This window comes from Streptomyces sp. NPDC013457 (genome assembly GCF_043089925.1).
Lineage (GTDB): Bacteria > Actinomycetota > Actinomycetes > Streptomycetales > Streptomycetaceae > Streptomyces.
The window spans coordinates 285,745-299,218 of sequence record NZ_JBICBL010000003.1 but is presented as its reverse complement, the minus strand read 5'-3'; the positions used below and the strand labels follow the sequence as shown (position 1 = coordinate 299,218).

11 protein-coding genes are annotated in these 13,474 nt (G+C 73.1%); 8 read left to right on the top strand and 3 right to left on the bottom strand.

Going from position 1 to position 13,474, the window contains the following annotated elements; genetic code table 11:
* Window positions 1-129 precede the first annotated feature (129 nt).
* The 3 genes from ACF1G2_RS10195 to ACF1G2_RS10185 are packed head-to-tail and all read left to right on the top strand — an operon-like array spanning window position 130 to window position 4,927.
* A complete protein-coding gene (locus ACF1G2_RS10195; RefSeq protein ID WP_391797845.1) occupies window positions 130-1,149 on the top strand; it encodes an AAA family ATPase in 1,020 nt (339 codons plus the stop codon).
* Window positions 1,149-2,522 carry a DUF58 domain-containing protein gene (locus ACF1G2_RS10190; protein WP_391797844.1) on the top strand — a complete coding sequence of 458 codons (1,374 nt, stop codon included), beginning with the start codon at window positions 1,149-1,151 and terminating at the stop codon, window positions 2,520-2,522. The genes ACF1G2_RS10195 and ACF1G2_RS10190 overlap by 1 nt, the downstream gene beginning before the upstream one ends.
* On the top strand, window positions 2,519-4,927 hold the full coding sequence (locus tag ACF1G2_RS10185) for a DUF3488 and DUF4129 domain-containing transglutaminase family protein (protein ID WP_391797843.1): 2,409 nt from the start codon (window positions 2,519-2,521) through the stop codon (window positions 4,925-4,927). The genes ACF1G2_RS10190 and ACF1G2_RS10185 overlap by 4 nt, the downstream gene beginning before the upstream one ends.
* Before the next feature lie 138 nt (window positions 4,928-5,065).
* Here the strand turns inward: ACF1G2_RS10185 and ACF1G2_RS10180 are convergent, their stop codons facing one another.
* The 3 genes from ACF1G2_RS10180 to ACF1G2_RS10170 form a co-directional block, all read right to left on the bottom strand.
* On the bottom strand, window positions 5,066-5,470 hold the full coding sequence (locus ACF1G2_RS10180; protein ID WP_391797842.1) for a DUF3040 domain-containing protein: 405 nt from the start codon (window positions 5,468-5,470) through the stop codon (window positions 5,066-5,068).
* Between the two features lie 268 nt (window positions 5,471-5,738).
* Window positions 5,739-6,527 carry a class I SAM-dependent methyltransferase gene (locus tag ACF1G2_RS10175; RefSeq protein WP_391797841.1) on the bottom strand — a complete coding sequence of 263 codons (789 nt, stop codon included), beginning with the start codon at window positions 6,525-6,527 and terminating at the stop codon, window positions 5,739-5,741.
* Between the two features lie 79 nt (window positions 6,528-6,606).
* Window positions 6,607-7,137: an SAV_6107 family HEPN domain-containing protein gene (locus ACF1G2_RS10170; protein ID WP_391797840.1), complete on the bottom strand. Its 531-nt coding sequence runs from the start codon at window positions 7,135-7,137 to the stop codon at window positions 6,607-6,609.
* A 165-nt stretch (window positions 7,138-7,302) separates the two neighbouring features.
* Here ACF1G2_RS10170 and ACF1G2_RS10165 point away from each other — a divergent pair, with 165 nt between their 5' ends.
* From ACF1G2_RS10165 to ACF1G2_RS10145, 5 genes are all read left to right on the top strand, one after another.
* Window positions 7,303-8,313 (top strand): ATP-binding cassette domain-containing protein, encoded by a 1,011-nt coding sequence (locus ACF1G2_RS10165; RefSeq protein ID WP_391797839.1) that lies wholly within the window; start codon window positions 7,303-7,305, stop codon window positions 8,311-8,313.
* On the top strand, window positions 8,285-10,372 hold the full coding sequence (locus tag ACF1G2_RS10160; protein ID WP_391797838.1) for a YhgE/Pip family protein: 2,088 nt from the start codon (window positions 8,285-8,287) through the stop codon (window positions 10,370-10,372). The genes ACF1G2_RS10165 and ACF1G2_RS10160 overlap by 29 nt, the downstream gene beginning before the upstream one ends.
* Window positions 10,373-10,415: 43 nt before the next feature.
* The gene (locus tag ACF1G2_RS10155; RefSeq protein WP_391797837.1) at window positions 10,416-11,024 is read left to right on the top strand and encodes a TetR/AcrR family transcriptional regulator; all 609 of its coding nucleotides are present in this window, start codon (window positions 10,416-10,418) and stop codon (window positions 11,022-11,024) included.
* A gap of 338 nt (window positions 11,025-11,362) precedes the next feature.
* Window positions 11,363-11,983 carry a DUF4126 domain-containing protein gene (locus tag ACF1G2_RS10150; protein WP_391797836.1) on the top strand — a complete coding sequence of 207 codons (621 nt, stop codon included), beginning with the start codon at window positions 11,363-11,365 and terminating at the stop codon, window positions 11,981-11,983.
* A 48-nt stretch (window positions 11,984-12,031) separates the two neighbouring features.
* Window positions 12,032-13,465 (top strand): phytoene desaturase family protein, encoded by a 1,434-nt coding sequence (locus ACF1G2_RS10145; protein WP_391797835.1) that lies wholly within the window; start codon window positions 12,032-12,034, stop codon window positions 13,463-13,465.
* Window positions 13,466-13,474: the final 9 nt, after the last annotated feature.

Sequence of the window (13,474 nt, the reverse complement as noted above, 5' to 3'; positions counted from 1 at the left end):
AACGCTCCCACTTGTCCACAGGCGAGTGACACAACCCGGCAAGGGCAACAAGAATGCTCGGGTGACACCCCCCGCAAGGAACCGCGGGGGCAGGTGTCGGTGTTTTTCGGAGGGGCCGAGGAGGGCCGGGTGACGACCTATGACGATCGAGCGAGCCTCACAGATCTGACCACCACAGCGGAGCGTGTCCGCAGGTCGGTGGAGGGTGTGATCGAGGGCAAGCCTGAGGTCGTACGGCTTTCGCTGACAGTGCTGCTCGCCGAGGGACATCTTCTGATCGAGGATGTCCCCGGCGTCGGCAAGACGATGCTGGCCAAGACGCTGGCGCGGTCCATCGACTGTTCGGTGCGCCGTATCCAGTTCACGCCCGACCTGCTGCCGTCGGACATCACCGGCGTGTCGATCTTCGACCAGCAGCGGCGGGACTTCGAGTTCAAACCGGGCGCGATCTTCGCCCAGATCGTGATCGGCGACGAGATCAACCGCGCCTCGCCGAAGACCCAGTCCGCGCTCCTGGAGTCCATGGAGGAGCGGCAGGTCACGGTCGACGGGCAGACGTACGAGCTGCCGAGCCCCTTCATGGTCGTCGCAACGCAGAACCCGGTGGAGATGGAGGGCACGTACCCGCTCCCCGAGGCCCAGCGCGACCGCTTCATGGCGCGCGTCTCGATCGGCTACCCCAGCGCCGAGGCCGAGCTCCAGATGCTCGGCATCCACGGTGCGGTCAACCCGCTGGACGATCTGCAGCCGGTCGCCCACGCCCATGACATCGTCAAGCTGATCGACGCGGTACGGGCCGTGCACGTCGCCGACTCCGTGCGCCGGTACGCCGTGGACGTCGTCGCAGCGACGAGAACCCACCCGGACCTGAGACTCGGCGCCTCCCCGCGTGCCACGCTCCACCTGCTGCGCGCCGCCAAGGCCTCCGCGGCGCTCAGCGGCCGCGAGTACGTCCTGCCGGACGACCTCCAGGCGCTGGCCGTGCCGGTCCTCGCGCACCGGCTGCTGCCGACGGCGCAGGCCCAGCTGAACCGGCGTACGGCGGAACAGGTCGTGCTCGACATCCTGCAGCGCACGCCCGTCCCGGCCTCCGCGCCGCCCGCCGGCCCGCACTTCGGCCACCAGCAGCCCGGCGTTCGGCCGCTGTGATGACGACCGCTGCCACGCCTGAGGGGCAGCGGGGAGACGACCTGGGCGCTCGCGCGGGTGACGACCGGGGCGGTCTGCGGGCAGCCCTGAGCGGACTCACCACGCGCGGCCGGTCCTTCCTCGCCGCCGGTGTCGCCGCCGCGATCTGCGCCTTCGTCCTCGGCCAGAGCGACCTGCTGCGGGTCGGGGTGCTGCTCGCGGTGCTGCCGCTGCTCTGCGCCGTGGTGCTCCACCGCACCCGCTACCGGGTCGCCGGCAGCCGGCGGCTCTCCCCGCAGCGGGTGCCGGTCGGCTCGGAGGCCCGCGTCCACCTGCGGATGGACAACGTCTCCCGGCTGCCCACCGGGCTGCTCATGCTCCAGGACCACGTCCCGTACATGCTCGGGCCGAGGCCCCGGTTCGTCCTGGACCGGGTCGAGGCGGGCGGCCGGCGCGAGGTGTCGTACCGGGTCCGCTCCGACCTGCGCGGGCGCTTCCCGCTGGGCCCGCTCCAGCTCCGGCTGAACGATCCGTTCGGCCTGTGCGAGCTGACGCGTTCCTTCAGCGCGTACGACACCCTCACCGTGGTCCCCAGGACCGAGCCGCTGCCGCCGGTGAAGCTGACCGGCGAGGCGGCGGGGTACGGCGACGGCAGCCTGCGCTCGCTGGCGCTGGCCGGCGACGACGACGTGATCCCGCGCACCTACCGCCACGGCGACGATCTGCGCCGGGTCCACTGGCGCTCCACCGCGCGCTACGGCGAGCTGATGGTGCGCCGTGAGGAGCAGCCGCAGCGCGCCCGCTGCACGGTGCTGCTCGACACCCGGGCCCTCGCCTACGAGGGCGCCGGGCCGGACTCGGCCTTCGAGTGGGCGGTCTCCGGAGCGGCCTCCGCGCTGGTGCACATGCTGGAGCGCGGCTTCTCGGTACGGCTCCTCACCGACACGGGCACCTCGGTGCCGGGCGCGGGCACCGAGGGCTTCGCCGGCACCACGCACGACTCGGCCGAGGCGGCCGGGCTGATGATGGACACCCTCGCCGTCGTGGACCACTCCGACGGTGCCGGCCTCTCACGCGCCTACGACGTGCTGCGCGGCGGTAACGAGGGTCTGCTGATCGCCTTCGTCGGCGACATCGACGAGGAGCAGGCGGCGCTCGCCGCCCGGATGCGGCAGCGCAGCGGCGCGGCCGTGGCCTTCGTCCTGGACTCCGGCACGTGGATCTCCGGAGGCGCGGCGTCCGGGGCGGTCGAGGAGCGGCTGAGGCAGCTCCGGGAGGCCGGCTGGACGGCACTGTCCGTTCCTCCGGGCGCCCGGCTCGCCGAGTTGTGGCAGCAGGCGGGCGGGATCCGCGCGGAGAGCGCCGCGGGTGAGACGTACGGAGGTTGGTCATGAGCGGCCTCGGGCGGCTGACGCTGGGCGCCTACGCCGCCACGATGATGGCGGCGGGCGCGCTCTTTCCGCTGGTGCGGCCGGCGAACTGGATCTTCACGGCGGCGCTTCTGCTCGCGGTGCAGAGCGGGGTCGGCGCGCTGGCCCGGCGGGTTCCGCTGGCCAGGCCACTGACGATCACGGCGCAGGCCGTCGTGGGCGTGCTGGCGATGACCCTGGTCTTCGCCCGGGAGCAGGCGCTGCTCGGGCTGGTGCCCGGGCCGGAGGCGTTCGGACGGTTCGCCACGCTCTTCCGGTCGGGCGTCGACGACGTGGGGACCTTCGCGATCCCGGCCCCGGACACCGCGGGCATCCGGCTGATGGTGGTCGGCGGCGTGCTGGTGATCGGGCTGCTGGTGGACACGCTCGCGGTGACCTTCCGCAGCGCGGCCCCGGCCGGACTGCCGCTGCTGGCGCTCTACTCGGTGGCCGCCGGGCTCTCCGAGGGCGGCGCGAGCCCGCTGTACTTCCTGCTCGCGGCCTCCGGCTATCTCATGCTGCTCCTGGCCGAGAGCCGGGACCGGCTCTCGCAGTGGGGGCGGGTCTTCGGCGCGGCGCCGCGTGCCGGTACGGCCGGCTCCGGGGGCGCGCGACCCCTCGCCCCGGTGCGAACCGGCCGGCGGATCGGCGTGGCCGCCATGGGCGTCGCGCTGGCCGTGGCGGCGCTGCCCACGCTCTCCGGCGGCCTGCTCGGCGGCTCGGGCGACGGACCGGGCGAGGGCGGCAAGGGCGGGACGATCTCGGCGGTGAACCCGCTGGTCTCGCTCCAGGACAACCTGCGCCAGCCCGAGGACCGCGAGGTGCTGCGGTACCGGACGAACGCGACCGACACCAGCGGCATGTATCTGCGGCTCGTGGCGCTCGACCAGTTCGACGGCACGTCGTGGAAGTCCTCCGTCCGCCCGATCGAGGACGTGCCCAAGCCGCTGCCGCGGCCGGACGGCCTGAGCGGACAGGTCGCGACGACCGAGGTGACGGGCAACTTCGTCGCCGCCCCGGCGTACGAGCAGAAGTGGCTGCCGATGCCCTACCCGGCGTCCCGGGTGGAGATCGGCGGGCGCTGGCGGTACGAGCCGGCCGGGCGGATGCTCGTCGGCGACGACGGGCAGACCACCCGGGGCGCCCGGTACACGGTGGCCAGCCTCGACGTGCGGCCCACGGCCGCGCAGCTGGCGGCGGCCCCGCCGGCGTCGTCGGCGCTCCGCGCCGAGTACACGAAGGTCCCCGACTCGCTGCCGCTCGACGTACGGGCGACGGCGCTCCAGGTCACCAAGGGCGCGCGCAACGACTACGAGCGGGCCGTGAAGCTGCAGGACTGGTTCGCGTCGGACGGCGGCTTCCGCTACGACGTCGACGTCGAGTCCGGTACGGGGGTCCAGGCCATCTCGCGCTTCCTGGAACGGCGGGAGGGCTTCTGCGTCCACTTCTCGTTCTCGATGGCGGCGATGGCGCGGACCCTGGGCATCCCGGCGCGGGTGGCGGTCGGCTTCATGCCGGGCAGCCAGCAGGCCGACGGCGCGATGTCGGTGGGCATCCGGGACGCCCACGCCTGGCCCGAGCTGTACTTCGAGGGCGCGGGGTGGACCCGGTTCGAGCCGACGCCGACGCGGGGCTTCACGCCGGAGTACACCCGGCAGCAGTCCCCTTCGGGGACGCCGACCGAGACGGCGCAGCCGTCGGCCGGCGCCTCCGCCGCGCCGTCGGCGGTGCCGAGTGCGTCGGACAGCTGCCCGCCGCAGCTGCGCCGCCTCGGCGAGTGCGGCCCTGACCCGGCGGCGGGCGGTGCCTCGTCGGACGGCGGCGGGATCGATCCGCTGACGGTGGTTCTGGTGTGCCTGGGCGTGGCGGTGGTGGTACTGCTGCCGCTGACGCCTCTGCTGTGGCGCAGGCGGCTGCGGTCGCGGCGCCTCGGCTCGTCGGGCCGTACCGCCGAAGACGCGGTGGCCAGGACGCTGGCCGCGTGGCAGGAGATCGTGGACACGGCCTGGGACCACGGGGTGGTGCCGGACGAGTCGATCACGCCTCGGAGGACGGCGGCGCGGATCGTCCGGCTCGGCGCCCTGGAGGGCGAGTCGGCCGACGCGGTGCACCGGGTGGCGCGGGCGGTGGAGCAGGTCCTCTACGCCCCGGAGCCCCGTCCGGGCACGGGCCTGGCGGACGAGGTGGCCCTGGTCGGCGCCGGCTTCGCGTCGGCGGCCTCCCGGAAGGTCCGGCTGCGGGCGCTGCTGGCCCCGCGCTCGGCCGCGCGGGTGATCTGGAGGGCGTCGGCCGGCTGGTCGGCCCTGACGGACCGCTGGGCCACCCGCCGCCAGACGGCGACGCTCCGCCTGACCACCACCCTCCGCCGCCTGACCCGCACGAACCCCTGACCCTGCCGGGGGGCGCCGTCCGGCGCCCCCCGGCAGGGCACGGAGCGGGAAACGAACGAGCCCCCGCGGGACGCGCTGTGGCGCGGGCCCGCGGGGGCTCGGTGGCGTGTAGGGGCGCGTCGCGCCCTCAGCGCGGCGTCAGTGGCCGCCGCCCTGCTGCTCGTCGCGGCGGCGCTGCCACCGCTCTTCGATCCGGTTCATCATCGAGCGGCGCTGCCGGGTCTGACGGCCACCGGCCGCCTCCCCGCCACTCGCCTGCTGCTCACCCGGTTTGGGCGCCTTGCGCCATCCGGTGACCGCCAGTACCGCGCAGCCCAGCATGACGAGGAACCCCACCACGCTGATCCAGATCTGCTGAGCGACCATTCCAGCCATGAGGAGCGCGATACCCACCAGGAAGCCGGCGACTGCCTGGTAGACCCGTCGCCGGGTGTACGTACGCAGTCCGCTTCCCTCGAGCGCTGTCGCGAACTTGGGATCTTCGGCGTACAGCGCTCGCTCCATCTGCTCGAGCATTCGCTGCTCGTGCTCCGAGAGCGGCACGGAGTCCTCCTAGTCGTCGGTCGCGGGGGCGACCGGGATGCGGCCCTTTCAGGATAGGCAGGGAATCGTCCCCGTGAAACCCGCCCTCAACGCCTATTCGCCAGACCGGGCCGCCATGCGGTTCGGTTGCTGAGGCGTTGATTCCCCGGCTACCTGCCCGTCATGCCGGACGGTGTCCCCCGATCATACGGGGCAAAGCCCGCGACCGGAGGTGCTGTGGCGTACTCCATGTGCGGTTGCGCCGCTGATCAGCGGCGCAACCGCGGTATCAGGCGGGCTTCTCCCCCAGGACGTGCAACTGGGTGGCGATGGCATGGAACGAGGGGAGCTCCGCCGCGGCGGCCTCCAGCTTGAGCAGCGCCTCGGCCGCGCCGGGCTCGGTGTCGACGAGAACCCCGGGGACGAGGTCGGCGAAGACCCGCACGCCGTGCACCGCTCCGACGTCCAGACCGGCCGTGCCCGCCAGTTCGGTGAGCTGCTCCGCGGTGAACCGCCGGGGCACCGGGTCGCCGGTCCCCCAGCGCCCGGCCGGGTCGCTGAGGGCGTTCCTGGCCTCGGTGAAGTGCCCGGCCAGCGCGCGGGCGAGGACCGCACCGCCGACGCCCGCGGCGAGCAGGCTGAGCGCGCCGCCGCCCCGGAGCGCCGCGGTCGCGTTCCGTACGCCCTCGGCCGGGTCGTCCACGTACTCCAGGACACCGTGGCAGAGCACCACGTCGAAGCCGTCGCGTCCGACCACGTCGAAGAGGCCCCGGATGTCGCCCTGGACCCCGCTGACCCGCTCGGCGACGCCGGCCTCGGCGGCCCGGCGCTCCAGCGCGAACAGCGCGTTGGGGCTGGGGTCGACGACGGTGACCCGGTGGCCGAGGCGGGCCACCGGCACGGCGAAGTTCCCGGAGCCGCCGCCCGTGTCGAGGACATCCAGGCTGTCCTTCCCGGTGGCCTTGACCCGGCGATCGAGGGCGTCCTTGAGGACGTCCCAGACGACGGCCGTACGCAGGGAGGCGCGCGACGGGCGCGACGACGCCTCTCGACCGAAGACAGGGGAAGGGTCCGACACGGCTGTTGACTCCTCGGTGACGGTGTACGAACGCCTCCCACCCTATGGCCTCGGCCGCGCTGCCCCGATCAACCGCCGCTCACCCCGTGGCCTCGCCGGCGGCGGCCTGGCGGGGCAGCACGGGCTGCAGGACGAGAAGCCGCTCGACCAGGCGCAGGAACATCGCGGCGTCCCGGATCAGGTCGTCGGCGTCCCGGCCGGTCGCGGCGCCCGGTATGCCCGCCTCGGCCCGGGCCCGGCGGGAGGCGCCGGCGGCGAAGAGGGCGCTCCACTCGGCGAGCTCGGGCGCTATCTCGGGCAGCACCTCCCAGGCGCTGCGGATCCTGGACCGTTTGCGGGGATCGGTCTCGGGGCGTCCCCGGACGGCGAGCACGGCGGCCGCGGTGCGGAGGGCGGCGAGGTGGGCCGTGGCGTACCGCTCGTTCGGCCGGTCGAAGGCGGCCGCCTCTTCGAGCCCGGTACGGGCCTGGGCGAGCAGGTCGAGGGCGGCGGGCGGCGCCGTGGAGCGGCGCAGCACGGGGTGGACGTCGGACGGTGGTCCTGCCAGTGCGGGGGCGGGTCGGCTTCCGGGGCGGCGCCTGGGCGCGGCTGCTGCGGAGGAGCTGGTCATGACGAGCCTCCTGTCGTCGTGTGACGGCTCTGTGTCCGTATGTGTCCATCGTGAAGGGCACCACTGACAATCGCGCTGACCTGCTGTTTTGCCGAGAACGACGATCAAGGGGTAAGTTTTTGAACTGACTGGTCAGTTCAAAACGGGGAAGTTGGGGGTGGACCGGTGGAAGCGAACCCGGAGGAGCCGCACGGCGCAGCCGTCGTCGCGGACGGATTCGGGCTGAAGGGACCACGCGGCTGGGTCTTCCGCGAGGTCGGCTTCCGGGCCGAACCGGGCGCGCTCGTCGCGATCGAGGGACCGTCGGGCTCGGGCCGCACCTGTCTGCTGCTCGCGCTCACCGGCCGGATGAAGCCGCAGGAGGGCCACGCCGAGGTCGCGGGACACCCGCTGCCCCGCAGGATGGCCGCCGTGCGCCGGATCAGCTCGCTCGGTCCGGTACCCGGGGTCAGCGACCTCGACCCCTCCCTCACCGTCGCCGAGCACCTGCGCGAGCGGGCGCTTCTCCAGCGCCGCTACGACGGGGCCGTCCGGGCCCTGCTGCGGCCGCCCGGCGAGCGGGCCGCCGCGACCCGGGCCCGGATCGACGCCGCGCTGGAGGCCGCCGGGCTCGACCTGGAGTCCCTGCCGAAGGGCGAGCGGACCTCCGTTCGGGACCTGGAGCGTCTGGAGGCGCTGCGCCTGTCCGTGGCCCTGGCCCTCATCGGCCGGCCCCGGCTGCTCGCCCTCGACGACACCGACCTCAAGCTCTCGGCGGCCGACCGGGCAGAGGCGTGGGCGCTCCTGCGCTCCATCGCCGACGCGGGCACGACGGTGCTCGCCGTGTGCAGCGAGGCCCCCGAAGGCGCCCTGAAGGTCACCACGGCACCCCGCATCGCCGAGGACACCCCGGAGTCCGGTAACGCCGTGACGACGACGGCCGGCGCGGACCGGGACACCGAGGAAAACCCGGCCAAGCAAGACCCGGCCAAGCAAGACCCGGCCGAGGAAAACCCGGCCGAGGAAAACCCGGCCAAGCAAGACCCGGCCGATGGAGACCCGGCCGAAGACACCGCCGACGCCACGGCCGAAGACGCGACCGACGTCTCCACCGCCGGCGCCGACGCCGGTGACGCGAACGAAGACACGACCGAGGAGGGGGAGGCCGATGCGCTCGCCGAGACTGGCCGCGCTTGAGCTGAAGCGGTTCGGCAGGGGGAAGCTGCCGCGCGCCGCGCTCGTCGCGATCCTGCTGCTGCCGCTGCTCTACGGAGCGCTGTACCTCTGGTCCTTCTGGGACCCGTACAGCAGGCTCGACCGGATACCCGTCGCGCTCGTCAACGCCGACAAGGGCGCCACCGCCGACGGCAAGAAGATCAACGCCGGTGACGACATCACCGAGAACCTGCTCGACAGCAAGGTCTTCGCCTGGCGTCAGGTGAGCGACGAGGAGGCCCGCAAGGGCGTCGAGGACGGGACGTACTACCTGTCGCTGACCATGCCCGAGGACTTCAGCAGCCGGATCGCCTCCAGCTCGGGCGACACCCCCGAGACCGGAGCGCTGAAGGTCCGTACGAACGACGCCAACAACTACATCGTCGGGCAGATCTCGCGGACGGTCTTCTCCGAGGTCCGCACCGCGGCCTCCACCAAGTCCTCGCGCTCGTTCCTCGACAAGATCTTCATCTCCTTCTCCGACATCCACGACGCCACCGCCGACGCGGCCAAGGGTGCCGGTGACCTCAAGGACGGCGTGGACAAGGCCAAGAAGGGCTCCAAGAGCCTGGCCGACGGGCTGAAGGACGCCAAGACCGGCAGCGGGAACCTCTCCTCCGGTCTGAAGAAGCTCGACAAGGGCGCGGGCGACCTCGAGACCGGCTCCCGGCAGGTCGCCGCCGGCACCAAGGCGCTCGCGGACAAGGTCAACGGAAAGGCCGACAAGGTCCGCCCGTACCTGAAGAACAACGGCAAGACGATCGGCGACACCGCCCGCCTGGTAGCCGACGCCGCAGGCGCGGTCCGTCACGACCTGGACGACGTGGTCCGCCGTGCCCCGATCGCCCGCAGCGCCGCCCACGTCGCGGACGACAAGCTGGAGGCCCTCCACAAGAAGAGCTGCGTCGACAACCCGCTGCCCGACCCGAAGGCCTGCCCGGTCCTGAAGGAGGCCAAGACCTCGGCCGACGACGTCGCCAAGATCGCCGACGACCTCCACGAGCTGACCAAGGACAGCGACGGCGACCTGAAGAAGCTGGACAAGCGGCTCGCCGAGGTCCAGAAGCAGGCCAACCAGCTCGCCAAGGACGCCCCCCACCTGGACGACGACCTCGAAAGCGCCGTCAAGAAGATCAACAGGCTGAACGAGGGCGCCCAGAAGGTCGCCAAGGGTGCCGACGAGCTCCACACGGGCCTGACCAGCGCCAAGACCGGCTCGGCGAATCTCGACAGCGGCGTCGGCAAGCTCAAGAAGGGCGCGGGAGAGCTCGACGGCGGACTGTTCAAGCTCGCCGACGGCTCGGGCGAGCTGGCCACCGGCCTGAAGGAGGGGGTCGCCAAGATCCCCGACTACGACAAGCAGGACCGCGACCGGCGTACGGAGGTCATGGCCGACCCCGTCGAACTCGCCTCCCAGTCCCTCCACAAGGCGCCCAACTACGGCACCGGCTTCGCCCCGTACTTCATCCCGCTCTCCCTCTGGGTCGGCGCGATGGTGGCGTACATGCTGATCCAGCCGCTCAACCGGCGCGCGCTCGCCGCAGGGGCCTCGGCCTGGCGGATCGCCCTGGCGGGCTGGCTGCCCGTCGCCGCCATCGGACTGCTCCAGGTCGCCGCGCTGATGTCGGTCCTGCACTGGGGGCTGGGTCTGCAGATGGCCCGGGCCGCCGGCACGGTCGGCTTCCTGGCCCTGGTGACCTGCTGCTTCGCCGCGATCATCCAGTGGCTCAACGCCCGCTTCGGCGCGGCGGGCCGGATCCTGGTGCTGGCGGTGCTGATGCTCCAGCTGACGTCGGCGGGCGGCACCTACCCCGTACAGACCAGCCCGGGCTTCTTCAACGCGATCCACCCGTTCCTGCCGATGAGCTACGTGGTCGAGTCGCTGCGCCGGCTGATCTCGGGCGGCGGGATCGGACCGGTCTGGCAGGCGTGCGCGGTCCTGGCCGCCTTCACGGTGGGCGCGCTGGCGCTGACGGCCGTCTCCGCGCGGCGCAAGCAGGTGTGGACGCTGGACCGGCTCCACCCCGATCTGTCCCTGTGAATCCGCCCCTGTGGCACCCGCGAGACCTGTGAGAATCGAGCCCATGGACAGCAGCAGCACCAGACGCCAGGCCACGCGCGCGAAGCTCTACGAGGCCGCCGTCACCCTCATCGCCGAGCAGGGCTTCTCGGCGACGACGGTGGACGAGATCGCCGAGCGCGCGGGCGTCGCCAAGGGCACGGTCTACTACAACTTCAAGAGCAAGACCGAGCTGTTCGAGGAGCTGCTGCGGCACGGCGTCGGGCTCCTCACCGCCTCCCTTCGGGCGGCGGCCGAGGAGACGGCGGAACGCGGTGGGAGCCGGGTCGACGCGCTCGACGCGATGATCCGGGCGGGACTGCTCTTCATCGACCGCTACCCGGCCTTCACCCAGCTGTACGTGGCCGAGCTCTGGCGCACCAACCGGGCCTGGAACTCGACCCTGCTGGTGGTCCGGCAGCAGGCGGTCGCGGTGGTGGAGGGCGTGCTGCGCGACGGAGTCGCGGAGGGCGAGCTGAGCGACGAGATCGACATCCCGCTCACCGCGGCGGCGCTGGTGGGGATGGTCCTGGTGGCCGCACTCGACTGGCAGGCCTTCCAGCGGGAGCGCTCGATCGACGACGTCCACAGCGCGCTGTCCCGGCTGCTGCACGGGCGCGTGAGCGGCCGCTGACCGCCCGTCTGACCGCCCAGCGGACCGAAGCCGCCTCAGGCCGGACCCGCATACCGGCCGCCCGGCGGACCCGCACGGCGAGCACGACGGACGGCAGACACGACGGACGGCGAGGCTCGATCCCCCCGAGCCTCGCCGTCCGCCGTTTCCTGCAACCCCCGTTGCACCCCCGTGCCGTCGGGCACGCGACCCCGTTCCGCCACCCCGTGTCGGCGGTGCCGGAGCCGCGCCCCCTCCGTGGTCCCCACTCTCTCGTCTTCGCAGGTCGGAACCCATCCGCGTACCTACTCATCCGGAGGTATAGGTACGGGTACTCAGACCTGGTTACGATCACGGGCGTGTCCGTACTCCCCCTCGTCTTCACCAGCGGCTGGGCCAGCGGGATCAACGCCTACGCGGTGGTCCTGCTCCTCGGCGTCTTCGGCGCGACCGGTCTCACCGACGAGGTGCCCGAGTCGCTGCAGCGCACCGACGTCCTGATCGTCGCCGGGGTGCTGTTCCTCTGCGAGGCGGTGGCGGACAAGATCCCCTACGTCGACTCCGTCTGGGACTCGGTCCACACGGTGATCCGGCCGGTGGCGGGCGCCGTGGTGGCAGCGCTGCTCGCCGGCCAGTCCGGATCGATCCCCGAGCTCGCGGCGGGCGCGGTGGGCGGTACCACCGCCCTCCTGAGCCACTTCGTCAAGGCGGGGACCCGGATGGCGATCAACACCTCGCCCGAGCCGTTCTCCAACATCGCCATGAGCACGGCGGAGGACCTCGGGGTGGCCGGGATCATCACCTTCGCCATATTCAATCCGGAGGTGGCGGCGATCATCGCGGCCGTCCTGCTCCTGCTCGGCCTGGTGATACTCGTCGTCCTCGCCCGGAGCATCCGCCGCTTCCTGCGCCGGAGAGCGCAGCGGCGGGAGGAGCGGCGCCTGGCCGCGACGGAGGCCCGGAGGGTCCATCCCTACTGACAGGGGCGCCCGGCCTGACTGTCGGTGACGGCCGATAAGGTCGCTGACATGGCACGGATTGTGGTGATCGGCGCAGGTCTCGGCGCCATGGCGACCGCCGCCCGGCTGGCCGTGGCGGGCCATCGGGTGACGGTGTACGAGCGGGGCGGGACGTACGGCGGTGCGGTGCGCCGCTTCGAGCGGGACGGGTTCGGCTTCGACACCGGCCCCGGGCTGCTGCATCTGCCCGCGGTGTACCGCGATCTCTTCGTCAAGACCGGCAAGGAGCCGCTGGAGGACTGCGTCGAGCTGAGGCAGGTCGATCCGGCGAGCCGTCACGTCTTCGCCGACGGCACCCGCGTGGACCTGCCGAACGCCTCGCGGGCGGGCACGGTCTCCGCCCTGGACGAGGCGCTCGGCGCGGGCGCCGGCGAGCGCTGGGGCGACTTCCTGGTCCGGGCCCGCGAGGCCTGGGACCGCACGCGCCGCCCGCTCCTGGAGGAGCCGCAGACGGCGGACGTCTCGCCCCTGGCCCGCGAGCCGTACCCGGCCCTGAAGGCGGGGCTGCTGCGGCGCCCCACGACCCTGCTCGCGCAGGTCGGCGCGCGGGAGCTGCGCGATCCCCGGCTGGTCGCGCTCCTCGACTCGTACGCCTGGGCGTACGGCTTCGATCCGGCCGCAGCCCCCGCCGCGGCCGCCGTCCTGCCGTACATGGAGCAGACGTTCGGGACCTGGTACGTGGACGGCGGAATCCGGGCGCTCGCGGACGCGGTGTACCAGCGCTGTCTGCAGCGGCGGGTGGAGTTCGTCTTCGACACGGGGGTCGCCGAGGTGACGGAGCGGGGCGGCAGAGCGGCCGGCGTCGTCCTGGCGGGGGGCGAGGCGGTCGAGGCGGACCACGTCGTCGCGGGCGCCCCCGTGCCCGCGCTGTACCGGGAGCACGTCGTGGGCTGGGAACGCCAGGACGAGTGGCCGCGGTACCAGGACGGCGGGACGGGCCGGATGACGGTCTGTCTGGCCCTGCGCGGCGCGCGGGAGGCGGACGCCGTGCACCGCACGGTCGTCCACGCGACGGCGGACCACCCGACGACGACCGTGCTGCGGCCCGGCGACCCCTCGCTCCGCCCCGACGACGACCACGAGTCGGTCACCCTCACCGCGACGGTGAACCTGTACCCGGAGCACGACTGGGCGGAGATCGCCGAGGGGATGGTGAGGGCCGCGGAGCCGGCCGTGCCGGGGCTGCGTGAACGGCTGCTGTGGCAGGAGGTCCGCACCCCGGACGACACCCTGCGGGAGACGGGCGCGGCCGAGGTGCCGGGGCCCGCGCTCGCGGGCGGGCGGGGGGCCTTCCTGCCCGCGGCCAACCGCTCTCCGCTGCCCGGGCTGTACTTCGCGGGCGGCTGGTCCCACCCGGGCGGCGGGCTCGCCCACGCGGGCATGTCGGGCGCGCTGGTCGCGGGGCTGATCGTGGAGGGCGACGGCTTCCGCGGCTCCCGGTGAGGCCGGGAG

Bases quoted from the DNA above. Each gene is read 5' to 3' on its own strand.
- ACF1G2_RS10145 (WP_391797835.1), top strand. From the start codon at position 12,032: ATGGCACGGATTGTGGTGATCGGCGCAGGTCTCGGCGCCATGGCGACC.
- ACF1G2_RS10160 (WP_391797838.1), top strand. From the start codon at position 8,285: ATGCGCTCGCCGAGACTGGCCGCGCTTGAGCTGAAGCGGTTCGGCAGG.
- ACF1G2_RS10185 (WP_391797843.1), top strand. From the start codon at position 2,519: ATGAGCGGCCTCGGGCGGCTGACGCTGGGCGCCTACGCCGCCACGATG.
- ACF1G2_RS10170 (WP_391797840.1), bottom strand. From the start codon at position 7,137: ATGACCAGCTCCTCCGCAGCAGCCGCGCCCAGGCGCCGCCCCGGAAGC.
- ACF1G2_RS10190 (WP_391797844.1), top strand. From the start codon at position 1,149: ATGACGACCGCTGCCACGCCTGAGGGGCAGCGGGGAGACGACCTGGGC.
- ACF1G2_RS10155 (WP_391797837.1), top strand. From the start codon at position 10,416: ATGGACAGCAGCAGCACCAGACGCCAGGCCACGCGCGCGAAGCTCTAC.